The organism is Aeromonas sp., assembly GCF_051657805.1.
GTDB lineage: Bacteria > Pseudomonadota > Gammaproteobacteria > Enterobacterales > Aeromonadaceae > Aeromonas.
Window position 1 is genome coordinate 375,711 of sequence record NZ_JBOFLJ010000003.1, and the last position, 21,717, is coordinate 397,427.

At 61.9% G+C, this 21,717-nt stretch carries 30 protein-coding genes; 2 read left to right on the forward strand and 28 right to left on the reverse strand.

Going from position 1 to position 21,717, the window contains the following annotated elements; genetic code table 11:
- Positions 1 to 33: 33 nt before the first annotated feature.
- From ACRCYW_RS02050 to sctW, 28 genes are all read right to left on the reverse strand, one after another.
- Positions 34 to 666: an HrpE/YscL family type III secretion apparatus protein gene (locus ACRCYW_RS02050; RefSeq protein WP_438548514.1), complete on the reverse strand. Its 633-nt coding sequence runs from the start codon at positions 664 to 666 to the stop codon at positions 34 to 36.
- Positions 645 to 1,271, reverse strand: a complete 627-nt coding sequence (locus tag ACRCYW_RS02055) for a Yop proteins translocation protein K (RefSeq protein ID WP_438548515.1) — start codon at positions 1,269 to 1,271, stop codon at positions 645 to 647. Before ACRCYW_RS02055 ends, ACRCYW_RS02050 begins: the two co-directional genes overlap by 22 nt.
- Positions 1,271 to 2,008, reverse strand: coding sequence for a type III secretion system inner membrane ring lipoprotein SctJ (sctJ, locus tag ACRCYW_RS02060; RefSeq protein ID WP_438548516.1), 738 nt, complete (start codon positions 2,006 to 2,008; stop codon positions 1,271 to 1,273). The genes ACRCYW_RS02055 and sctJ overlap by 1 nt, the downstream gene beginning before the upstream one ends.
- Positions 2,009 to 2,014: 6 nt before the next feature.
- Positions 2,015 to 2,353, reverse strand: a complete 339-nt coding sequence (gene sctI / locus ACRCYW_RS02065) for a type III secretion system inner rod subunit SctI (protein ID WP_438548517.1) — start codon at positions 2,351 to 2,353, stop codon at positions 2,015 to 2,017.
- Positions 2,353 to 2,907, reverse strand: a complete 555-nt coding sequence (locus ACRCYW_RS02070) for a YopR family T3SS polymerization control protein (protein WP_438548518.1) — start codon at positions 2,905 to 2,907, stop codon at positions 2,353 to 2,355. Before ACRCYW_RS02070 ends, sctI begins: the two co-directional genes overlap by 1 nt.
- Positions 2,904 to 3,257, reverse strand: coding sequence for a YscG family type III secretion system chaperone (locus ACRCYW_RS02075; RefSeq protein WP_438548519.1), 354 nt, complete (start codon positions 3,255 to 3,257; stop codon positions 2,904 to 2,906). Before ACRCYW_RS02075 ends, ACRCYW_RS02070 begins: the two co-directional genes overlap by 4 nt.
- Positions 3,257 to 3,520, reverse strand: a complete 264-nt coding sequence (gene sctF / locus ACRCYW_RS02080) for a type III secretion system needle filament subunit SctF (RefSeq protein ID WP_438548520.1) — start codon at positions 3,518 to 3,520, stop codon at positions 3,257 to 3,259. Before sctF ends, ACRCYW_RS02075 begins: the two co-directional genes overlap by 1 nt.
- The gene (locus ACRCYW_RS02085; RefSeq protein WP_438548521.1) at positions 3,510 to 3,725 is read right to left on the reverse strand and encodes an EscE/YscE/SsaE family type III secretion system needle protein co-chaperone; all 216 of its coding nucleotides are present in this window, start codon (positions 3,723 to 3,725) and stop codon (positions 3,510 to 3,512) included. Before ACRCYW_RS02085 ends, sctF begins: the two co-directional genes overlap by 11 nt.
- Complete coding sequence (gene sctD / locus ACRCYW_RS02090) at positions 3,688 to 4,989, reverse strand: type III secretion system inner membrane ring subunit SctD (protein WP_438548522.1); 1,302 nt, start codon at positions 4,987 to 4,989, stop codon at positions 3,688 to 3,690. Before sctD ends, ACRCYW_RS02085 begins: the two co-directional genes overlap by 38 nt.
- On the reverse strand, positions 4,986 to 6,863 hold the full coding sequence (gene sctC, locus ACRCYW_RS02095) for a type III secretion system outer membrane ring subunit SctC (protein WP_438548523.1): 1,878 nt from the start codon (positions 6,861 to 6,863) through the stop codon (positions 4,986 to 4,988). The genes sctD and sctC overlap by 4 nt, the downstream gene beginning before the upstream one ends.
- Positions 6,836 to 7,261 (reverse strand): YscB family type III secretion system chaperone, encoded by a 426-nt coding sequence (locus tag ACRCYW_RS02100; RefSeq protein ID WP_438548524.1) that lies wholly within the window; start codon positions 7,259 to 7,261, stop codon positions 6,836 to 6,838. Before ACRCYW_RS02100 ends, sctC begins: the two co-directional genes overlap by 28 nt.
- Before the next feature lie 15 nt (positions 7,262 to 7,276).
- The gene (locus tag ACRCYW_RS02105; protein WP_438548525.1) at positions 7,277 to 8,092 is read right to left on the reverse strand and encodes a T3SS regulon anti-activator ExsD domain-containing protein; all 816 of its coding nucleotides are present in this window, start codon (positions 8,090 to 8,092) and stop codon (positions 7,277 to 7,279) included.
- Positions 8,093 to 8,211: 119 nt separating this feature from the next.
- Positions 8,212 to 9,027 carry a helix-turn-helix transcriptional regulator gene (locus tag ACRCYW_RS02110; RefSeq protein WP_438548526.1) on the reverse strand — a complete coding sequence of 272 codons (816 nt, stop codon included), beginning with the start codon at positions 9,025 to 9,027 and terminating at the stop codon, positions 8,212 to 8,214.
- A 332-nt stretch (positions 9,028 to 9,359) separates the two neighbouring features.
- Entirely contained in the window at positions 9,360 to 9,761 is a 402-nt protein-coding gene (locus ACRCYW_RS02115) for a YscW family type III secretion system pilotin (RefSeq protein ID WP_438548527.1), read from the reverse strand.
- Positions 9,758 to 9,988, reverse strand: a complete 231-nt coding sequence (locus tag ACRCYW_RS02120; RefSeq protein ID WP_438548528.1) for a T3SS regulon translocated regulator ExsE family protein — start codon at positions 9,986 to 9,988, stop codon at positions 9,758 to 9,760. The genes ACRCYW_RS02115 and ACRCYW_RS02120 overlap by 4 nt, the downstream gene beginning before the upstream one ends.
- A gap of 3 nt (positions 9,989 to 9,991) precedes the next feature.
- Positions 9,992 to 10,435: a type III secretion system chaperone gene (locus ACRCYW_RS02125; RefSeq protein ID WP_438548529.1), complete on the reverse strand. Its 444-nt coding sequence runs from the start codon at positions 10,433 to 10,435 to the stop codon at positions 9,992 to 9,994.
- Positions 10,436 to 10,564: 129 nt separating this feature from the next.
- Positions 10,565 to 11,452: a YopD family type III secretion system translocon subunit gene (locus tag ACRCYW_RS02130; RefSeq protein ID WP_438548530.1), complete on the reverse strand. Its 888-nt coding sequence runs from the start codon at positions 11,450 to 11,452 to the stop codon at positions 10,565 to 10,567.
- Between the two features lie 12 nt (positions 11,453 to 11,464).
- Complete coding sequence (gene sctE, locus ACRCYW_RS02135; RefSeq protein WP_438548531.1) at positions 11,465 to 12,622, reverse strand: type III secretion system translocon subunit SctE; 1,158 nt, start codon at positions 12,620 to 12,622, stop codon at positions 11,465 to 11,467.
- The gene (locus ACRCYW_RS02140) at positions 12,600 to 13,097 is read right to left on the reverse strand and encodes a SycD/LcrH family type III secretion system chaperone (protein ID WP_438548532.1); all 498 of its coding nucleotides are present in this window, start codon (positions 13,095 to 13,097) and stop codon (positions 12,600 to 12,602) included. Before ACRCYW_RS02140 ends, sctE begins: the two co-directional genes overlap by 23 nt.
- A 15-nt stretch (positions 13,098 to 13,112) precedes the next feature.
- Positions 13,113 to 14,135 (reverse strand): virulence-associated V antigen, encoded by a 1,023-nt coding sequence (locus ACRCYW_RS02145; protein WP_438548533.1) that lies wholly within the window; start codon positions 14,133 to 14,135, stop codon positions 13,113 to 13,115.
- A gap of 9 nt (positions 14,136 to 14,144) precedes the next feature.
- Entirely contained in the window at positions 14,145 to 14,432 is a 288-nt protein-coding gene (locus ACRCYW_RS02150) for an LcrG family type III secretion system chaperone (protein ID WP_438548534.1), read from the reverse strand.
- A gap of 39 nt (positions 14,433 to 14,471) precedes the next feature.
- Positions 14,472 to 14,912: an LcrR family type III secretion system chaperone gene (locus ACRCYW_RS02155; protein ID WP_438548535.1), complete on the reverse strand. Its 441-nt coding sequence runs from the start codon at positions 14,910 to 14,912 to the stop codon at positions 14,472 to 14,474.
- A complete protein-coding gene (gene ascV / locus ACRCYW_RS02160; protein ID WP_438548536.1) occupies positions 14,909 to 17,071 on the reverse strand; it encodes a SctV family type III secretion system export apparatus subunit AscV in 2,163 nt (720 codons plus the stop codon). Before ascV ends, ACRCYW_RS02155 begins: the two co-directional genes overlap by 4 nt.
- Positions 17,004 to 17,348 carry a type III secretion system chaperone AscY gene (gene ascY / locus ACRCYW_RS02165; protein WP_438548537.1) on the reverse strand — a complete coding sequence of 115 codons (345 nt, stop codon included), beginning with the start codon at positions 17,346 to 17,348 and terminating at the stop codon, positions 17,004 to 17,006. Before ascY ends, ascV begins: the two co-directional genes overlap by 68 nt.
- A gap of 2 nt (positions 17,349 to 17,350) precedes the next feature.
- Entirely contained in the window at positions 17,351 to 17,716 is a 366-nt protein-coding gene (gene ascX / locus ACRCYW_RS02170; RefSeq protein ID WP_438548538.1) for a type III secretion system protein AscX, read from the reverse strand.
- On the reverse strand, positions 17,713 to 18,084 hold the full coding sequence (acr2, locus tag ACRCYW_RS02175) for a SycN family type III secretion system chaperone Acr2 (protein WP_438548539.1): 372 nt from the start codon (positions 18,082 to 18,084) through the stop codon (positions 17,713 to 17,715). The genes ascX and acr2 overlap by 4 nt, the downstream gene beginning before the upstream one ends.
- Positions 18,081 to 18,362 carry a TyeA family type III secretion system gatekeeper subunit gene (locus ACRCYW_RS02180; protein WP_438548540.1) on the reverse strand — a complete coding sequence of 94 codons (282 nt, stop codon included), beginning with the start codon at positions 18,360 to 18,362 and terminating at the stop codon, positions 18,081 to 18,083. The genes acr2 and ACRCYW_RS02180 overlap by 4 nt, the downstream gene beginning before the upstream one ends.
- Positions 18,343 to 19,221: a type III secretion system gatekeeper subunit SctW gene (sctW, locus tag ACRCYW_RS02185; RefSeq protein ID WP_438548541.1), complete on the reverse strand. Its 879-nt coding sequence runs from the start codon at positions 19,219 to 19,221 to the stop codon at positions 18,343 to 18,345. Before sctW ends, ACRCYW_RS02180 begins: the two co-directional genes overlap by 20 nt.
- Positions 19,222 to 19,409: 188 nt before the next feature.
- Here sctW and ascN point away from each other — a divergent pair, with 188 nt between their 5' ends.
- Positions 19,410 to 20,732, forward strand: coding sequence for a SctN family type III secretion system ATPase AscN (gene ascN, locus ACRCYW_RS02190; RefSeq protein WP_438548542.1), 1,323 nt, complete (start codon positions 19,410 to 19,412; stop codon positions 20,730 to 20,732).
- Positions 20,729 to 21,190, forward strand: coding sequence for a type III secretion system stalk subunit SctO (sctO, locus tag ACRCYW_RS02195; RefSeq protein ID WP_438548543.1), 462 nt, complete (start codon positions 20,729 to 20,731; stop codon positions 21,188 to 21,190). The genes ascN and sctO overlap by 4 nt, the downstream gene beginning before the upstream one ends.
- Positions 21,191 to 21,717: the final 527 nt, after the last annotated feature.

The following is a 21,717-nucleotide window of genomic DNA, read 5'->3' on the forward strand; positions in this document are numbered from 1 at the left end:
CGGCCGCAATTTTGTCGATGTGACGCTTTATTGTCAGGAGTGGGCGCCGGCTCGCTCGAGCGTCGTCGAGATGGCCCGCGACAGCGCCTCCAGCTGGCCATCCAGACTGGCATCGATGATCCCCACCTCGGTTTCCAGGATGCAGCCCCCCTGATCGAGCCGGGCGTCGGCAGAGATCTCCAGATAGCCGATCTCGGGAAAGTCTTTATGCACTTTGGCTATCTGGTCGCGTACCGCCTGCACCTGTTCGGGCGCCACCCGCACCGTCACCTGCTTCTGGTTGCTCACCAGGGAGAGCGCCTCGCGCACCACCTTGAGGGTGAGCGCCACCTGATCGTAATCGTGCAGGATCTTGCGCACCGCCTGCAGCACCACCTCGCTCATCTGCCCTTCGACCATGCGGTAGTACCCCTGGCACTGCAGCTGGGTCTGGTGGATCAGCACCGCCTGTTCCCGCCGAGCCTGCTCCATACCGGCTTGCCAGCCGAGTTCCTTCTGTTGCTCGTACACGGCACGGGCCTCTTGCACTATCTCGGCGGCCTGCACCCTGGCCGCATCCACCAGCGCCTGTGCACTCAGATAGGATTGATAATCCTGACTGCGCAACAGGCGCTGGCCGGGCACCAGTTGCAGGTGTTCACTCTTTATTTCAACAAATGGCAGCATTGTGGCGTTACCTGTTTCGCGATTTTGAGACAGAGCACCCTGGCCAGCGGCAACCGCTCGGTGGCCAGATGCCAGGGTATCACGGCTGGCGCAGGCGGCAGGCGCAAGACGAGCCGCCGAGCCCAGCCGGGATCCGCCTCCCCCGTCGCCGCCAGCCAGAACTGCAGCCCGGTCTGCTCCAGATAGGCGCCGTCCGGCTGCGCCGGCAATGAGCGCTGCCAGCCGTCTGGCCAGGGGCCGATCAACAGATCGAGCTGGGACAACAGGGTCCTGTGACCCTCTTCGCCCAGCAGGCCGATGAGATGGCGCAGCATGGGTGCCTGCAGGCAGTGACGGATGGCTTCGCCGTGCAGCACGGCACCGAGGCGGCGCAGCAGCAGGATAAGTTCCGCTTGGGGAAAGAGCGCCAGCCCGCCGAGTGGCACGGGTAGATCGTATTCGATCCCCAATGCCAACTCATCGAGCAGGGCGCCATTGAGCGCCGGGAGTGTGCGCCACGCCGGCAAGGCCTCCCGCAACCCACACCAAGTCTTCGGAAAGTATCCCTCGTCGAGGTAGCTTGCCGGACAGAAGCGCAGCTGGTAGGGCGTCAGACCGGCCGCCATCAGCGATTCCGGCGCCGGTGCCACAGGTACTGAGCCAGGTTGGTGGTCACTACCAGCGTCAACAGCAGGGCGATCAGGCCGGCCAGGCGCCACTTCGAGGCCTCGCTCACCTCGATGGAGAAGAGGCTGGCATTGCGCGCCACCAAGGGCATCTGGCGGATATCTGCCGAGGGTACCAGCACCACGCTGATCCTGTCGTAGGCCAGTCCCTCGATGCTGTTGTTGACCAACTGCTTGATCTGCGGGATATAGGTGTCCAGCTGGATGTCGGCGGCATGCTTGATGAAGACAGAGGCCGAGGCGGGAGAGGGCTTCTTGCCGATCCCTTCATTACCCTCCGGCAATACCACATGCACCCTGGCCACCAGCACCCCGTCTATTTCGGAGAGGGTATGGGAGATCTCCTGTGCCTTGGCGTAGTTGAGACGGGCCCGCTCCTCGGTCGGCGAGGAAATGAGGCCATCCTTGGGAAACACGTCCTGCAGCGTGGAGAAACTTTCGCGCGGGTAGCCCTTGCGCTTGAGGGTCTCGATGGCCTGCGCCACGTCGGATTCCTCCACCAGCAGCTTGATGTTGCCGTCCTTGTCCGGCTGCTTGTCCGAGGAGATCCCCTCGGTACGCAGCAGCGCCAGCATCTCGTTCCCCTCTTTCTGGCTGACCCCGGTATAGAGCTCTACTTTGCAACCACTGAGCAGCAGGGCACTGAAAAGCACCCCCATCAGCATCGTTCTCTTCACACTACCTCACTGAGTCTTCAACAGGGTTTCTACGTTCTGGCTCATCTTGCCGACGGTCTTGGCGATCAGTTCTTCCTGCATGGTGATGCGCATCAGCGACCACTGCATCTGCATCAGGCTGTTGGGATCGTCTCCCGGCGTGGAGAGTTCAGCCTTCAGGCTCTCCTTGGCCTCGGCGAACTGCTGCTTGATCTCCCCCAGCTCCCCCAGCAGGGAGCCGCCGATGCCCTGGGACGAAGGCCCCATCGCCTGCTCGAAACTAACGACATGGGAAGCGGGCGCCTCGGTTGCCTTCAGTTCATCCAGGCTGGTCACCAGGGCCTGCGCCGTTTGTGAAATCTCCATCACCCCTCCAGATCCAGTTTGTGCGAGTTGCGCATCAGATTGTTCACCATGCCGTTGAGCGGGATCAGGGTCATCAGCTCGCGGCGAGCCAGCTCGTCGAGATAGGCGAACTCGGCGGGTATAACCCCCTGCTCACCCTTGATCGCCGCCATCACGTTCAGCAAGACCTTCTCCCGCCGCGCGGCCAGCGGATCAAACTCCCGCATCAGGGCGCGCAATTCGGGCTGATCGATGGCGGCCATGACGGGTGGTCGACGTTCGCCAAAACGCTCGATCAGCCTGTCGAGCACCGGCCGGGACAGCCGTTTGCCGATCTCCTGTGCCGACTCATCTCCCCGTTGATAGATCTGCCACAGCAGATCTCGCTGGGCGGCAGGAGGAGCACCATCCAGCAGCCCCTCGAGCGGCGCTCCCTGTTGCCAACGGGCGAACAGGCTTGGCTCCTCCGGTTTGTCCAGCAGGCGTTCAAACTGGCGCTGCGCCCCCTGCCCGGGTGCCGGTGCGGGGGGCTCGACCCCGGTTCTCTGGGCGGCCTCACCGCCATCCACCCTCATGACGCCATCTGCTCGCGCAGGCCCGCCGCAAACAGCCGCAGGGCGGGTTGATCGCTGTCCTCCAGCCTCGCCAGCCGCGCTGCCAGCTCGTCATGTTTGCCGAGCCGCCATTCACACAGCGCGAGCCAGGGCTCCACATCCGGCGTACCCTGGGTTTCCCCCAGCAGCAGCGCCTCCTGATAATGCCCCTGGTTCATCAGGGATGAGAGGCGGATCAGGGTCACGCATTCCCCCATGCCGGGATCGTCCGCCAGCCAGTCGGCGATGGTGGTGGCCTCCCGGTGACAGTGATGCCCAGTGCCCGCCAGCGCCAGCTCGGCCAGCCATCGTTTGAGTTGGATGTTCATCATCAGATCTTCTGCAAGATGCCCTGCATCAAATCCTTCATGGCGCGGGTCACGGTGGAGTTGATGTTGTAGATAACCGACCACTTGTTGATCTTGTGCTGCAGCTCTGCCAGCAAGGCCGGGTTGTCCGGGGCATTCTTCATGTCCTCGATGGCCTTGTTGACGGCTTGATTGCTCTCATTAGCCTGATCTTTCAGCGCCTTGGCCACGCTATCCAGCGTGTTGTTATTGAGTCCACCGTCGGTAAAAAATCGTTCACTGGCCATGGTTATTCCCCTCTATTTTCTCAATGATCATGAGCCCCGCCTCGATGGCGTCGGCCTCTCGTTCCCACTGTCGATACTGCAGTTGAGTGCCTCCACGCAGCAGTTGCCGCTTCACCTCCCCCTGTGCCTGGATGAGCCTGTCGTGCAGCTCACGGGCAAACTCGGGGTCAGCGCCGGACAGTCGTGCTTCCAAATTGGTCATCATGACGCTCGACTCCTGTTAACTTGACGATGTATTGTTGCTTGCCCTTGCTGACCACCACGGCATCGGGACGAATGGCCAGCACCCGCACCCCGCCCGTGGTCGCCCCCCCGACCGGATAGCGTTGGTTGTCCTTCAGGATCACGTAGGGCACTCGGCCCAGCGACACGCTGCGCACGTCGAACTCCAGTTCATCCTGGCGTGGGGTCCGCTCCTGATTGACCAGTTCCAGCACGGGATGAGAGCCAAACTCCCGGCGAAATTGCTGCTGAGCCTGCTGGAATTTGCCGAGCCGGGCGCCGTCAAGCGCACCGGAAACCTCGATGCGATCACCCGTCTCCCGTATGCGCAGCAACCCGGCCAGGCCCTGCTCCTGCAGCAGGGTATCCAGCCGCTTGCGATAGGCGCCGGCAACCTGCACCTGGTTCTCTATGCCCAGCACCCCGGGCACCTCCTGCCTGAGGAGGGACTCCAGCCTGCCCCACTTCGGATCCTGCGCATCGATCTCGCCGCTGAGCCGCAGCCAGCCCGGCTCCTTGCCATTGCGGATCTGGAGCTGCTCGTAGCCGAGCTTCTGCAGGATGAAGCCAGCCCCCTGGCGCAGATCCTCCATGGAGCGGATGTCCAGCCGGTAATTGAAGCCGTTGCCGTCGAGGTACTGCTGCAGGGCGAGACGGGTGCCGTTTTCGTCCACATAGCCCGACAACTGCCAGAGCCCCTGCCCGCCACCGCCGAGCACCACCTGCTGATAAGCCGGGGCGACGAGGAAGCGCCGCAACGCCTGCTCCTTGCGGGCGGCATCATTCTCACCGTTGCCCTGCCACCAGCCGTGGCCAAGCAGCGCGATCAGGGCGACCACCAGGGTCAGGCAGAGCCCCACCACCCACAGCTCGGCACGACCGGCACGCCGTGGTTGGCGCGGCGGCGCGACCATGGCAACCGACGGTTCCCACTGCTCGGGGAGCGAGAGACTGTCGTCGCAGAAGCTCCAGAGCAGGGGACCGGCCTCCAGCCGGGTGGCGGCCTTGAGCAGGGTGCCGGCGGCCAGGGCGATGCCGTCCTGGGTCGGGGTGATCCCCTCGGCCCACTCCTGCAACGCGATACCCTCGGCCGTCACCATCAGCACCAGATGGACCGGCGCTACCCCCTCATCCACCAGCACCAGATCGGCCTGGAGGGGATCGGACCCCATCACCAGGCGTCCCTCCGGCAGCGGTACTTCAGCCCCGCGGTTCAATCCGCGATACAGACGGCACTTCCAGCTCATCGGGTTTCCCCATCTTTCATCCCTTGCACGCACCAACTGGCGGCAGGGCTGCATTTTTTATCCTTGCTCATCTCAACCAGACGCCACCCCAGCTCTTTCCCCATCTGGCACTGAGTCAGGGACGAACTCTTGCCCCCCTGGCGCAGCAGTTGCTGCACCTCGCGAGCCGCCGCCAGCGGCTGGCATTGGGCACCGCCCAGCACCTTGCCGAGGGAGAGGCTCTGGTTTGACAGCTCATCGGCACCCAGCACACCGGCGCGCAGATCCTGGCCATGGCCCAGGGACAGATAGTGGGCGATGCCGTCGTCGATCACCCTCGGCTCTATGATGAACAACCGCACCGCGCGCCGGGTCTGGCTCTCCTTGCTGCGAAACAGGGCTCCCAGGTAGGGGATATCTCCCAGGAAGGGAACCTTGCTCAGGCTCTCGCTCAGCTCATCGCGATAGATGCCGCCGATCAGCAGGCTCTGACCGTGACCGACCCGAGCTATGGTGTCCACCACTGTCCGGCTGATGGTCGGAATGCCGTCGATGCCGGAGCTGTTGGGTTTCTGATTGCCATCCTCGATGTGCAGGCTGAGGCTCACCTCCGATCTGTCCCCCAGCTGGATCAACCGCGGCGTCATCCGCAACATGGTGCCGTAGGTGATCCCCTTCAGCTCGGCGACGCGCTCCCCGCTGATCTTGATGTAATAGGTCTCGCTGTGATCGATCACCGCCTGGGTGTTCTCCTGGGTCAGCAGGGTCGGGCGAGAGATGATCTGGGCATTGCCCTCGTTCTCCAGCAGATTAACCCGGGCCAGCAGGTAATCGAGCCCCTTGGCATCGACCAGGCTGCCGAGCGCGGCCCCGCCTTCGATCCCCTTGCGATCTCCCGTGGTCTTGATGATCACCTGCTGGTTTTTGCCCGTGCTGATCCCGACCCGCCAATCCACCCCCAGCTGGGAGAGATCCTCGGCGTTGATGTCGATGATGGAGAGCGCCACTTCGATGCGGGCGGCGGGCTTGTCGAGCGCCGCGATCAATTTGCCGTACATCGCCATCCGTTCCGGCGCGTCGCGCACTATCACGGCATTGAGCGCGGGATCGGCCTGGACGACGGCCTGTCCCGAGGTGGACACAGCCCCCTTGTTGCCCTCCCCGTTGACCACCTGTACCCCGGCATCGCTCAACAGGCGGGCCAGTATGGTGGCCACACCCGGCGCGTCCACATCGGTATCCCGGTACTGGATGGAACGATCGACGGCCGAAGCATACTTGAGCGGAAATACCTCGATGGCCAGCGGTCCCGTCTTCTCGCTGCGCAGCTGAAACTGCTGCTCCAGCGCCACCGCGGTCTGCTCGATCAGCTCCAGATAGCGCGGAGGGCCGGAGACATAGACCAGGCGATTGTCCGCGTCTGGACGCCAGCCGAATCGGGGCTCCCAGATCCCGGCGCGCTGCAGCGCCTGCTTGAGTTCCGCCGCTCCCGTCCGCTCCAGGTTGATGAGGCGGGACTGCACCTCCCCGTTCTTGAACACATAGAGCACGCTGCCGTCGTAGTACCAGACCAGGTTGTAGAGGGAGGCAAGCTGCTGCAGAAAGGCCTGAGGCTCATCGTGTTCGAACTGGCCGTTGACCTGATCGTTGACCTTGTCGCTGACAACGACCGACACCTCGTAGTTGGCTCCGAAGTTGACCAGCACATCGCGCAAGCTCTCCCCTTCCGCCACATAGTTGTAAGGCATGGGTAGCCAATCCAGCTCCTGGGCCGTCGCGGGTCGCAGCGCGAGCAGGGTGCCGATGCAGAGTGTCAGCAGAGGGCCTGTCAGGCGCAGCACACTCAGCCACACTCTCGGCCGCACACTCAGGGGTGCCATATCATCTGTCTCCATTGGGGGGCCAGGGCGGCCTCGGTCAATTGGGGCTCCAGTCGCTCCAGCAGGGCGATGTGCTGGCTCAGACGCTCTTCCAGCCGTTGCTCGTCGAGCCACTCCAGGCCGAGCCTGGCCTCCAGCTGCAGGTTGCCCAGACCATCGAGCACCAGCGCGTGGGGGGCCTGACGTCCCCAGGCCACGACCTGTTGCAGCAGACGCTTCAACAACGCCGGATCATGGACCTCCCCGTGCGCGCTCAGGCTGCTTGCCAAGGGGGTGCTCAACAGCAGCTCGCCGGCTCTGGGGGTCAAGAAGAGGGGGTAGCCATCAAGCCGCAGCTGATACTTTCCCTGGGCGTCGGCAACGAAAGCCCCTTGGCCGAGCTTTGCGGCCAATCGATTCAGTAGAATTTGCATAGTTCCTCGGGCTGGCTAACGCTCGGGCGGCTGCCAGTAGAAGTGATCCTGACCCAGGGCAAGCCCCCTCTCAACGAGCCAGGTGTGCAGGGTCCGGGCCGCCGCCGGTTGCTCCGGCAAGGCGCACAGGGCTTGCCAGAATGTGCCGAGCTCGATGGGGACAGGCATCAGGCAATCCGGATCCCCCTCTTGGGCCTGCCTGGCATACCAGGCAGGCCACGCCAGCTGGAGACGCTCCTCGCATTGCGTCCTCTGCAGTTGCAGCTCCTGCTCACGCCTCGACAGCTGGGCAAGCTGCTCGGTTATCCGCGCCTCGAGATCCGCCGGGGCCTCGACGACCGTCTGCCAGAACACCGACTGGGCATTCAACTGCCTCCGCATCACCTGCAGCTGCTCCAGCTCGTTGAGCCAGCTGCCGTAGAGAGGTTCCAGGCGTTGAACCCACCAGCGGTGCAAGGGATGGAGCACCCAGTGCCACAACAGTGGCCACTCGGCCAGGTTGATGGGATCACCCAGTTGCTGCAACCAGTCGCTGCGCTCACTGCCCGCGGCACGCAGGATCTGCTGCAGCTCCTGGCGTGACAGGACCAGGGCAGCATCCAGACGGCGCTGAAACCAGATGGATTCCAGCAAGCTCTCCAGCCGTGCTCTCGGCACGAGGCGCTGCAACAGCGCCATCTGCTGCGAGGTGATCACGCCGGCCTCCTGATAACAGAGCGCGGAGAGCCGCCCGACCAGACGATCTCGCTTCAGACTGTCTGACTGGACAACGGTGACCCGACGACCTGCAAACAGGCCCTGGTTCGGTGAATGGTGATCTTGCTGGCTCATGCTATGCCTTGCTCATCTTGCTGCGGGCAACGATGGGATGATGTGTCGTTATGGGGGCCATTCTATCCATTGCGTCCTCCGCTGGCTTATAAAAAACGTCAGATTATTTTAGTCCGGCGTTAATCCTTCCCATGCCTGGCACGGCTCGGAGTACAACCGAAACGGCGGCGATAGCTCTGGGTAAAATAGGACTGGCTGGAGAACCCGGCCTCCATGGCGATATCGACGATGCTCATCTCGCTATTGAGCAATAACTGATGAGCATAGAGAATACGGCGCTCGCTGATCCAGGCTCGCGGGGAGACGCCATAAATAGAACCAAATAATTCCTTGAAAGTCGTCAGCCCCATCCCGAACTCTCTGGAGAATTCGCTCAATTTCCACTCCATCAAATAATGCTTCTCCATGAAGTGCTGCAGTCGCTCGACCTGGCGGTTGCTCAACTGGCGCAGTATGGACATTAATTGAGGGCCCTGTTCACCGAATGCCAGCAGGAACAGCAGTTCCTCGGTACGCAATTGGGAGAGCGCAGGCGGATATTCATGTTCGGTCAGGCCTCGAAGTCCCTGAATACATTGCTGTAATAGGGGAGAGGCATGGAATGGCAACAAGCTGGGTGCCATGCCATCTATTCGGGGTACCTCGCTCAGCAATGCACCGAAGCGTTGCAGGAATCCCTGCAAAAAACCACTCGAAAGGGGTAGCCAAAGCAGATGGCAGGGAGCGTTACCGGTGCGGACCGCATAATTGCCACGACGCACGAAGATCAGCTCGCTGGAGGATAATTCATGGGTCTCGGTGCAGTCCTGCCAGGTCATCTCTCCCTCCAAAAGGATATATATCCCCTCTTGTTGATGTTCGATGACGCTAACATCAGACATGCACCATTGGAGCTGGGTTATATCACCCTTCTCTGCGGTAGAAATGCCCTTCATATTTTTGTTTTCCTGAATCTGCGCGTGATGCCAGTGACACCTCGGCGAGATCAGGTCTTCGCAGGGTGCCTTATTATTGGCGTTTTATTTATTTGTTTAGAATTAACTGATTCCAATGTGAACGGTTAATTAATCGACATTGAAATAGGGGGAGGCATCCTACAACAGCTATTAGCAGAAAAACCAGCCAAAAATTAGAGCCAATGCACTACAACCGCTCTTATTAAAAACAATTGCCATTTCAAGAGATAGTTCGTTAAAAAAATAAACATCTCATTTGATTCAACGAATCGGCAAGCATTTGATTTCAATGTTATTTACAAGACACTCATCTACCGACATTGTGGATAGCAGGATCTTGGTTTCAAATTAATAACGACGGACTCGCCATTAAACGCCTTAAAAACTTCCTGCTGATGGGCGGCTTGTATCGCCGAATTGCCAATAAAACGCAGCCGGGTGCGCACATAAATTTGCCCCTCGGCCAGTTGCAAGGGGGCCAGCCGCAGATCAAACATCAGTGGCAATACTGTCACCTCGTATTCGGTCGCCGCCACGGGCAATGGGCGACCGTCCATCATGCTCAGCACAACAACCTCTACCCTGGCCGGGCGCGGCAGGGGGCCAACGAGACGCACCTCTCCCTTCAATTGCGGGGAAGAGGGGGGCACCACCGGGGTCGCCACACAGCCACCGAGCAGGGTCAGCAGCCCCCACACCAGCGGGAGCCTCATATCGCACGGATCCTGCGTTCGGTCAGGGGCTGGTGCTCCCCCTGCTGCAGGCGCTGCAGCGTCAGCTCCTGCGACCTGTCCAGGCTGATGCTCCCTCGCAGCAGCGTCGACAGGGGCAGTTGCCTCGTCGTGACCGGCACAGCCGTCATGGTTCGGTCGGCAAAGGTTCCCATCGTCTGCTCCACCGCCTGAAGCACGGTGCCAGCTTGTGATTCCTGTATCTTCATGGCTTACACCCTGACCCCCATCATCTCATCACCGCAGTGCTCCGACTGCGGTTGAGGCAGCAGCAGTTCCTGCCAGAACTCGGCATGATCCAGCATGCTGGAGAGACTCTCTTCGAGGTGCGCCAGCGTCAGCCGACTCACGTTCATCTGACGATAGAGCTGCACCGTCAGGCTCTCCTCATCGAAGCCGAAGTGCAGATTGAACTGATACCAGTGGCGATTGAAGCAGGCCAACTGGCGAAAGATCCCCTCCCCCACCTGATGCAGCTCGGCCACATCGACCTGCAACACCAGATGATCCCGCTCGGGGACCAGGATCAGGCTGAGCTGCAAGCGCTCGTCAAAGCACAGCGCCGCCACCCCCTCCGTATTGAGGGACAGGGATGGCAACCCGTATTTGGCCGCAAATTCAGTGAGCAATCGATTGATGGTGGCAGTTAGGTCCATGATGTCCTCCAGCAGAGAGAGGAGGATGTTAGCCTGCCGGCGCGGCGCGGGCTGTCACTCAAGGGCGGCACTTTTAAGAAAAATGGCCGAAAAAAGGCGCCAGAAGGCGCCTTGAAGATCACGTTGCGTTTATGCGACGCCAAATGCGGCGCGCATGGCCTGATTATGGCTCTGGGCATATTGCTGCATCATCTGCAGCACATCCTTCATGAAGCTGGCGTTGAAATTCATCAGATCTTCCACCTTCTGCTTCTGGGTCTGGGCAATGCTGGAACGCACCTCATCTTCCTTGGCATCCGCCTGGGAGTAGCCCTGATGCAGCTGGATGGCGCTATTGCCCATCTGGGTGCCTCCCTGCAGCACGGTACTGGCCAGCTGCTGGCGGCTATTATTGGCTTCGAACTTCTTGTTCAGGGTCTTCAAGGCCGCCTTGTCATGCTGGTTCCTCGTCGCCAGTTCCTGGCCCGCATCCCCCACATCAAGGCCTGCCGCCTTCTTCATCTCCCCCACCTGCTGCAGACTTTTCTCTCGCCCGGCGATGTTGGCGTTGAGGGCCTTGTCCTGCTTGATGGCCTTGACCGATTTGCTCATGGAGAAGCCCCCCATGACAGCCGAGATCCCCGTCATCACGCCGGACACCACCGCCATGGCGATCATCAGCTTGGCGCCGCTGCGCATCTCGTTCACCTGATCCTGCTGGGCGGAGATCACGGCCAGATTCTCCATGTCCCGCTGCAGCAGCCCCATCTCGCGAGCCTTGCGCGCCATCTCGAACAACAGGCTCATGATGCTGAGGACGTTGTCGAGCTCAGAACCGCCTTTGGTCAGCAGGCCCACATCCGGCCCCTGCCGTGGCCGGATCAGTTCGGGCCTTGGCTGGGATTGGGGTCCCTTGGCGGGTTGGTTATTGCCCGCTTCATGGGACGTTCCCTGTCTGATGACGCCTTCCTTGCCCTGGATCCCTTCACCGCCGACGGAGATGGTGTTGTTAGTCTGGGTATTGCTATTGATCTGCATATCACAGTCTCCTTAAATGGCTGCCGGCCTGCTGGCGAGGTTGTTGAGCATGGCCCCCTTGGCCGTGATCATCTGGAAGATCATCTCCATCACCTGCTGGAAGGCCTCCGTCATCTGCGACAGAGCCTCCTTCAGTTTCTCCATGACCCCTTGCAGCAAGGTCATGGCCTGACGGTTCTCCAGCAGATCCGCCTGCTTGTTCTGCACGTTGGCCTGCTGCGCGCTATCGACCGTCTTGGAGACGCCATTGCCCACGTCGAGCACGAGATCCGCCGTCTGGGTACCAAGCTTGACGGTCTTGGCGACAGTGCTCGCGGCCGAACTTCCCAGCTTGGCGGACAGATCAGCGGCTTTGACGGCCATCTTGGCGGTCACATCGGCCACCTTGCCGCCTATCTTGGCGCCCGCCTTGGCGATGGCTCCGGCGGCCCCGGCGCCAAAGGTGACCACGGCAGACAGCACGGCAAGGGCTATCTCTATGCCCATCAGGGCGGGCCCCAGTTTGTCCATCACCTCCTTGGAGATGAGGCCATCTGCGGCGGCCTGCTGCACCGCCATGTTGACCACACCGACCACACCACCGGCGATCATCAGGGCGCCGGCTGCGGCACCGACCCCGGTGGCAACCAGGATGGCCCCGATGACGATGGAGGCGATGGCGCTGATCCAGCCGAAGATCTTGGAGGCCAGGCCGGACTTCTTGGCCTTCTCGGCGGCCTCGCTGGCCTCCTTCATCTTGGTCTGGTTTTCATCGATCTTTTTCAGGTTCTCGGCGCGGGTTCGCTCGATATCGGCCAGCTTCAACTTCTTCTGGGTCTGCTCCAGCTCGCTGGTCATCTTGCCCAGCTCGATCTCGAACGCCTCGGGGGAGGTGAAGGCCAGCCTGGTCAGCAGGGTACTGCTGCCCAGCAACTTGGCGGCGTTGGCGGCCCCCTGCTGGACCGTCTTCATCAGCTGGCCCAGTTCCTGCTGCTGAGCCGCACTCACCTGCTGGTTGATACCGGGCTTGGGTTGCGGCAGAGCCACCCCCTGAGCGCGCCTCCCGTTTCTGCCGTTAATCTCTCCGGCCGCCACCTGGGTAGTCTGACCGGCGCCCTTGTTGCCCTCGATCAGAGGAAGTTGAGTCCCTCCGATGGTGAGAGGACGATCACTGCTTATCGGATGCATCATCCATATCCTTTTTTGCTTTGACTGCTTCCAACATGATGCCGGAGCGAGCGGCCAATTCCGCCAGCTCCGGCTTTGCTGCCGCCAGCAATTGGGCCGAGTGGAAGCCACTCTCGGCCCCCTCGAGCTCCCCCATCTGCAGGAGACACTCGGCGGCATGGAAGGGGTAACGAGGCTCCTGGAGGTCCATCATGGCGCCATAGCTGTAGCTGTCGATGGCCAGCTGGAATTGGCCAAGCGCCTGGCGGCAAGCCCCCAGCCCCAGAAAGAATCGGGCCTCGTAATGATCCAGCACGCAGAGGGCCTGAAAGATCTTGTGCGCCTCCTCATACTTGCCGGCGTGATACTGGTTGAAGCCCAGGGTGTAGAGCTGCTCAAGGGTGTCGCTGGAGACCTCATTGAGCATGGCAAGGGTGCCCCCCTCCTGCAGGAAGGCCTCTACCGCCTGTTCGTCCACCTGGGTCATGTCGTGTTCCATTGCTGCTCCTGAAAATTAAATGGCCTGAAGGATCTGTTGCATGACGCTTTCATATTTCTGGATAAAGCGATTCAATGCTTCTATGACCGAGTTATAGCGAGAGCTGATGTCATTCAGTTCGGTGGTTTTCTGACTTAGCTTGTCATTGAGTGGTTTGGCTCTGTCGCCGACCGTGGTCGCAAAATTGCTCAGTGGATTATTATCTTTCTCATAGCTATAAGAATCTTTCACCTCACTCAAGGCACCGGTATCTTTCTTAGGTGAAAGCAGAAAATCTTTTATCGACAGGAATACAGGGCTGTCTTTCGACAAATTAGCTGGATCTATATTTCTCTCGGTTGCGATGTCTTTCAGCAACTGATATTGGGGATTGTGCTGACCATTCGCATCTTTTCTGGCAAATTCCGCATGACTGCTATAGCCATACAGTTTGTAGTCAAAGAGATTGATGCCATCCTTCCCGGTGTACAAAGTACCATTGTCCTTTTTGGCTTGCGCCGTGCTGATCTCCGACTGTATGACCGAATAGGTGCGTAACTCGGCGGTCAGCTTGCCCACCTCGTTCTTGAGCACATCCCGCTTGCTGCTGTGACTGCTCATGGCATCGTGCATGGCCCCGATGACATCGTCATCGATCCGATCCGGCGTCAGCGAATAATGGGTCGCGGCCAAGAACTCTCGCAGGGTATAGCTCGTCTTGCCAGTCGCTGCCGCAGCGTTAATTAATTTCTTGAGCTGTTCAAAGCCGGCTTTTATCTGGGCGTCGTATTGCCCCCCTGGATTCACCGAATCGGCCGGCATAAAATAGGCGAGCACTTTTTTCAGCAGTGCTTCATTGTCGGTCACGACTTGGCTGTCAAAATATTTACTGTCTATTTTAGGGTCATGGGTGGCGGTAATTATTATTTTCTTGTCTTTGATAAGCTTGGCCAGCTCATCCAATGCCGACGAACTGCCGCCTTGCAGCTGATCCAGTTCAACCTTTCCCAGATCCGACAGGAACAGTTGGGGATCTCTTTTATATGAGCTAATTTCCATCGCTATATCCTATATGACCAAACCGCGCATCATGGCCGGGCGCCTGGGGCGGATGCCGTTGTTATTCTCTGGCGGAGCAAGCTGGCGGCGACGATAAAGCTCCCCCAGCAATTCCTGTTCGGCCTGAGATTTTTCTGCCACCGACCCCTGTGCAAACAGCAAGCCGGTCACCTGCGGACTGATACCGAGGGAGTCCCACATCTCGTTCAACAAGGCCGTGCGGTGATCGCTGTCCCTGATCGCCAGCTCAGCCTCTGCAATCGCCGCGTCGTGCTCAGCGTCCCGGTGCTCTTTCATCTTGCCTCCTAGTCTAATTTCAGGTGTCGAACGTGCCTATCAAGGGAAGTCGTCGTTTTGTTGTTTTCTCATGGATGTCAACGAGATAACCTCGGCGACATCGAGTGAGAACCAACCCGGTGTGGGCTCTGCCGCCCCGGTCCAGCGACGATAGAAGCGGGACAGCCGTTCGCTGCTCAAGGGGCTGCCATTGAGCACGCTGACATTGCCATAGAGGTGGTAGCCTGCCCCCAGCACGGCAAAACCAGCCTGAGCCAGGAGATAGAGGGCGGCGAAGGGGTTGGTCAACCCCTGCCGCCCCTGCACCCTCTCGATGAACACGATCCAGATGCGGCGCTCCCCTCGTTCGACACGCCAAGCGACCCGCAGGCCGGCGTGCTCAAACAGATATCCCAGTGGGATCGGGGTGTTGCACAGGGTGTGCCTGGCGCAGGCTATCCCTCGCTCCGCAAACCAGGGCAACAGTGGATCACCGGTCACTGGCAGACCCTCCCGAGCGGCTGGATGTTGATCTGCTGGGTCAGCTCCTGATAGGAGAGCACCGGCAGGGCGTGGTAGTCCCCCTCGATGAGCTTGCGCACATAGCGGCGGATATCCATGGAGACGATGAGTACCGGCTTGTTCTGCATCTGGGCCAGATCCCCCACCGTGTGGCGGACCTGATCCAGAAAGCCCTGGGTGATGGTGGGATCGAGCGCCAGATAGCTGCCGGCACTGGTCTGGCGAATGCCGCCACGGATCTGCTCCTCCACCTGCTGATCGAGCAGGTAGGCGGGCAATATGTTGTTGCCGTTCGCGTACTTGTAGCAGATGTAGCGCTTGAGGCTGCTGCGGATGTACTCGGTGAGCTGCACCACATCCTTCTCCTTCTGCCCCCACTCCACCATGGCCTCCAGGATGGCGCGCATGTTGCGAATGGAGATGTCCTCCCCCACCAGCCGCTGCAGGATCTCGGTCATCCGCTGCAGCGGTATGATGCGCTGTACCTCCTTGACCAGCTCGCCATAGCTCCCCTCCATCTGCTCAAGCAGATAGCGGGTCTCCTGAATACCGATGAAGTCCTCGGCATATTCCCGCAGCACGTGGGAGAGGTGCCAGGTCACCACCTGATCCGGGGTCAGGGCCGCGAGACGAGACTTCTCGAGCCGCTCCTGATGTTCGTTGGTCACCCAGAGTGTGGGCTGGCCCGGCAACAGCGGCGCCCCCTCCTCGAAGGGGATCCCCAGCAGCTCGAGCTGTGAGGCATTCTCCTGCACCAGCTGGTGGCCGGGTCGCAGCAGCCCGCGCGCCACCGGCACCTCCTGCAGCTGGATCAGATATTCACCGGGTCCCATCCCCTCGTTGAAACGCAGGTGGATCCCGGGGAACGGTACCCCCAGATCCAGATAGAGGGCCCGCCTGACCCGTACCAGCTCGTCGTTGAGGGCGATGGCCTCCAACTCGGCCTGCAGGGTCGCATCCACATCGATGAGCAGGGGCACCGTCATAGCAAACTCCTCCTTCTCGCCGAGCTTGCCCCTCGGCTTGCCGCCCGGCTTGGGCTTGCTGCGAGCCGCCGGGGCTCCGGCCCCCTGAGCCAGCACGGTCGGCAGATCCTGGCTGCCGTTCAGCACCTTGCGCTGGCGCAGTCCGATGAAATAACCCCCAGCCGTCACCACGACCGCCAGGGCGAAGAAGGTGATCATGGGGAAGCCCGGGATCAGGCCGAACAGCACCAGCAGCACACCGCCGATCAGCATCGCCTTGGGCTGTGCCACCACCTGGGCACCGATGTCGGAGCCGAGATCGGAAGACTCCTCGGACGACACCCGGGTGACTATGATGCCGGCGGTGATGGCGATGAGCAGGGCCGGCACCTGGGAGACCATGCCGTCCCCCACCGTCAGGATGGAGTAGAGCTGCAGCGCATCGGCGGCCGACAGCCCCTTCTGGGTCACCCCTATGGTGACCCCCCCCAGGATGTTGACGAAGATAATGATGAGGCCCGCGATGGCGTCCCCCTTCACGAACTTCATGGCGCCATCCATGGAGCCGAACATCTGGCTCTCCTTCTCGATGATGCTGCGGCGCTCCCGCGCCTCGTGCACGTCGATCACTCCGGCGCGCATGTCGCCGTCTATGCTCATCTGCTTGCCGGGCATGGCATCGAGGGAGAAGCGGGCGCTGACCTCCGCCACCCGCTCCGAGCCCTTGGTGATCACCAGAAACTGGACGATGGTGATGATGAGGAAGATGACGATCCCCACCACCAGATTGCCCCCCACCACGAAGTTGCCGAAGGTGTAGACGATCTGGCCGGCGTCGGCCTGCAGCAGGATCATCCGGGTGGTGCTCACCGAGAGGGCGAGCCGGAACAGGGTGGTGATCAGCAGCACCGCCGGGAAGGCGGAGAACTGCAGCGGGGAGTTGATGTAGACCGCCATCATCAGCAGCACCACAGAGATGGTCATGTTGATGGCGATGAGGATATCGAGGGCTACCGGCGGCAGCGGCAGGACCATCATGAAGACGATGGCGAGCAGCAGCACCGCCAGCATGATGTCCTTGCGCTCGCCGATGCGGCGCAGCAGCTCAAGGGAGCGTTGATTCATTCTGCTCTTCCAGTTCGAGATAGTGTTGATAGGCGAAGCGGGCTTCATCCAGCCGGCCCATCAGCTGACAGGCCCGGCTACGGCAGAGCCAGAGCGGCCCGTCCGCCTCCCCCGACCGCATCAGCAGCTCCACATGGGACAGCGCCTCCTCCCCCTTGCCCAGTCTGAGCTGGGCAACCAGCAGGGTGCGCCGGCCGGCCTGATGCTCGGGATGCAGTTGCAGCAGGGCGGCCAACAGGGTGCAGGCGCGATCGGGGTGGCCGTATTGCAGGTGCAACCAGCCGGTGAGCAGCAGCAGATCCTGCTGCCGTGACGAGAGGGTCATGGTCATACCTTGTGCAGCAGATGCAGCGTCATCTGCATCAGTTGTTCATCCTGATGCATCTGTTCGAGCAGGCTGGCGGCCGCCCGCAGCTCGGCGGAGTCTCCCTGCGACAGCAGGGCTCTCAGTCCCTGCATTCCCTGGTTGAAGTCCCCGGGCCGCAGCAGATCGTGAAAGCCGCTGGTGGGGGTCGCGAAGGCGAGCAGCGCCCGCTCCGCCAGACGCTCGGGATAGAGGCGGCTGATATGGGGCTCGATGGACTGGCCATCCGGCAGCAGGGCATAACGGCCTGGCAGACTGGTTTCCAGCTCATCCAGGGTGATGGCGCTGAGCCGTTCGATGCCTATATGGGCGGCGGTGATGCGACTCATAGGGCCAGCACCTCCCGCTGCAGCTGGGTCAGGGTGCGCAGCGCCTGGTGCAGCAATGGCAGGGTGAGGGCCCGCTCGTCCAGGGTGACGAACAGGATTAGCCGATCCTCGGCCAGCCAACCGACCCGCACCGGCAAGGCGGGGGCCTGGGCCGCCGCCGTCAGGGTCATGGCCCGGCGGATGGCGTCGCCGCTCTGGTGCCAGGGCAGGTTGCGGGCCAACCAGAGAGTCAGCTGTCCCTGGTGCTGCTCCAGTTGCAAGGTGCCGCTCTGCTCCAGCTCAAGCTGGATCAGGGGCTGAGGGTCATCCCCCAGGGTGAGGCCCAGATCCTGGCAAAACTGCACCAGCAGGGGGTCAATCCAGTTCATGATGGATCTCCAGATAGCTCGTCTTCTTCTCGTTCTATGGCACCATCGAGCGCCCCCTGGCAGCACTGCAGCAGGTTATGGCGCTGCTCCTCTTCGCTGAACAGCTCCACCGGCAGCAGGCGGATCAACCGTTTGAGCTCCTGGTAGAGCAGCACCTGCTCGCGGGGGCTTTCCAATTCGAGCCGCACGCCGATCTGTTCCACATCCAACACGCTGGCCCAGCGTTTCTCGACCAGGGCGATCAGATCCCCCATCAGATCAGAAGGCCCGTATGCCATGGGCCGACCCCTCCTTCACCCGCTGCCACAGATCGTCCACCTGAGCCGAGAGGGAGTTCAGCAGCCGCAGCTTGTGCATGTCGCTCATCACCCGCTCCAGCTTGACCGGATCGAGCCAGCGTTGCTGGGTGTCGAGATCGGCGCTGAGCGCCTTCATCATGAAGCCGGTCACCTTCTCCAGTGCACCGTTGCCAAACCGGCTGTGAATGTCGCGCCAGGCGGACGCGAGCGTGCGATAGTCCTGCACCGCATCGCGATAGAGATCCCGCAGCGCCTGCTCGCTCCCCACCCCCTGCCTGGCGGCTTCGGCCGCCGGCGCCGTGATCCTGGCCCCCAGCACGATGGCAGTGCCCTGTTCGTCGGCCAGCTTTGCCAGCGCCTGCTCGACCAGTTGCAGGGTGCCCTGCAGCTCGGGTCTTCCCGCCAACGCATCGCGGGCCCGGCAGAGCGCCTCGAACTGTTCGCTCACTTCCCCCGAGAAGCTCTCGAGGTAGGCCAGCAACTGGGAGAGATTGGCCAACCGGCCGCTGCCGAGGTGGCCGATCATCTCCTTGAGCTTCTGCTGGCGCTCGAGTTCCGGCACCTTCTCCAGATAGTCACCCACCAGGGCCTCGATCTCGCTGATCCTGGCGTGGCTGTCGCTCAGCTTGCGCTTGGCCAGGGAGAGTTCGGAGCGTTCGGAGAAGACAAAGGTCAGCTCTTCGGCCGCATCGGCCAGGGATTGAGCCGCGCTGGCCAGCACGACCCGCTCCCCCTGAAACTGGCCGCCCTGGGGCGCAATCTGGCGGGATGCCCCCTCCGCAACGCGCGGCTCCGGCTGGGTGGCCGGGTTATAGGGGTTGTTCTGGATAATGGCCATGGACGCTCCCGTGATGGGTGGATTGAGGAGGCGGCATTATAAAAATCCCCCCGGATCCCCTATGCCAAAATCGGCCGTGAATTTTTAGCCCGCTCCCAACGGTTTTCTAAAAACTCCCGGCTCGCGCTGAAATCCCGCGCGACCGTCCTCCCCTATAGTGGCCGCCAGTTTCATCAGCCCCTATCCCTATGACCCTCTCCCTCGACCACATCGCCGACCAGCTCAGCCACGCCATCGACGACTGCCGGCTGATCCAGATCCGTGGCCGGGTCACGCAGGTGACCGGAACCCTGCTCAAGGCCGTGGTGCCCGGGGTGCGTATCGGCGAGTTGTGCCATCTGCGCAACCCGGACAACAGCCTCTCCCTGCAGGCGGAGGTGATAGGTTTCGCCCAGCATCAGGCCCTGCTCACCCCCCTTGGGGAGATGTTCGGCATCTCCTCCAACACCGAGGTGAGCCCGACCGGCACCATGCATCAGGTCGGGGTGGGTGAGCATCTGCTGGGGCAGGTGCTGGACGGGCTAGGCAACCCCTTCGGGGGCGGCCACCTGCCGGAGCCTGCCGCCTGGTATCCGGTCTACCGGGATGCCCCGCCCCCCATGAGCCGCAAGCTGATCGAGCAGCCCCTCTCCCTCGGCATCCGGGCCATCGATGGCCTGCTCACCTGTGGTGAGGGGCAACGGATGGGGATCTTCGCCGCCGCTGGTGGCGGCAAGAGCACCCTGCTCGCCTCCCTCATCCGCAGCGCCGAGGTGGATGTGACCGTGCTCGCCCTCATCGGTGAGCGGGGACGGGAGGTGCGGGAGTTTATCGAGGCGGATCTCGGCGAGGAGGGGCTCAAGAAGGCGGTGCTGGTGGTGGCGACCTCGGATCGCCCGGCCATGGAGCGAGCCAAGGCGGGCTTCGTCGCCACCTCCATCGCCGAATATTTCCGGGATCAGGGCAAGCGGGTGCTGCTGCTGATGGACTCCGTCACCCGCTTCGCCCGCGCCCAGCGGGAGATCGGTCTGGCGGCCGGGGAGCCGCCGACCCGGCGTGGCTATCCCCCCTCGGTGTTTGCCGCCCTGCCCCGCCTGATGGAGCGCGCCGGTCAATCGGACCGGGGTTCCATCACCGCGCTCTACACCGTGCTGGTGGAGGGGGATGACATGACGGAGCCGGTCGCCGACGAGACCCGATCCATTCTGGACGGCCACATCATCCTCTCGCGCAAGCTGGCGGCGGCCAACCACTATCCGGCCATCGACGTGTTGCGCTCCGCCAGCCGGGTGATGAACCAGATCATAGGGTCGGACCACAAGGAGCAGGCCGGCCGACTGCGCAGCTGGCTCGCCAAGTATGAGGAGGTGGAGCTGCTGCTGCAGATCGGCGAATACCAGAAGGGACAGGATCCGATCGCCGATGAGGCCATCGCCCGCATCGAGCTCATTCGCCAGTGGCTCAGGCAGGGGACCCATGAACCGAGCTCGCTGGCGCAGGCCCTCTCCACCCTGACGGCGCTGACCCGATGATAGGCCGTTTGCAGAAGATCAAGGGGCTGCGACGGGAGCGGGCCGAGCAGCAGCTCGCCGCCCAGCAGGCCCGGCTGCAGCTGGCGCGCACCCGCCAGCGCGACGCCGAGCAGGAGACCCTGGATTACCGCCAGTGGCGCCAGCAGGAGGAGGCCCGCCTGTTCCTCCTCTGCCAGGAGCAACCGCTCGATCGCCGGGGGCTGGAGCAGTGGCAGCAACAGGTGGCCCTGCTGCGGGAGAGAGAGGCGCTGCTGGAGCAGACCGCCGCCGAGCAGGCCGAGCGGGTGGCCGAGGAGCGCAGCCGGCTGCAGGAACGCCAGCTGGCGCAGCATAGAGCCCGCCAGCAACAGGAAAAGTTTGCCGAACTTCACCGCCAGGAGCTGGCTTCACAGCGGGCCCTGCGCGACTACAACGAAGAGCAGGAACAAGAAGAGTTCCGCCAGCAGATCAGGATCTAACCAGCCATGAACCGAGTCACTTCCATCGGTGGAACATCCCTCCCTCCCGACGAGCCGCATCTCAGCCAGGCCGATCGGGAACAACAGGCCAGATTCGAACGGGCGCTGCGCCCTATCCGGGAGCCGCAGGCTGACCACTCCCAGCCAGAGCGGGAACAATCGGCACGATCCGAGCGGGCCATGTCCCCGGCTCGGGAGCCACGAGCCGACCTTTCTCAAACAGAGCAGCAGCGCCTGGCGAGAGAGCAAGGGCCCATGCTCAAGACCGATGACAGGCCACGAACACGCACGCCCTCGCCCCTTCCCTGTGTACCTCTGCAATATGCACCTCTGCAAGGAGAGGGGTCACACCAGGAGGCACGCCTCGAGGGGCTGTTGCCAGACCGGCACCAGGTTGAAGAAAAACGGCAGCAGGGCGAGCTGGAGTCGTCAACCGACCCCTGCTGGCAGGAAGAGGATGAAAGACGGGAGAGCCAGGCTGGCCTGGCGCCACTCTTGCCCCTGTCGGCGGCCTCATTGCCTCAGGA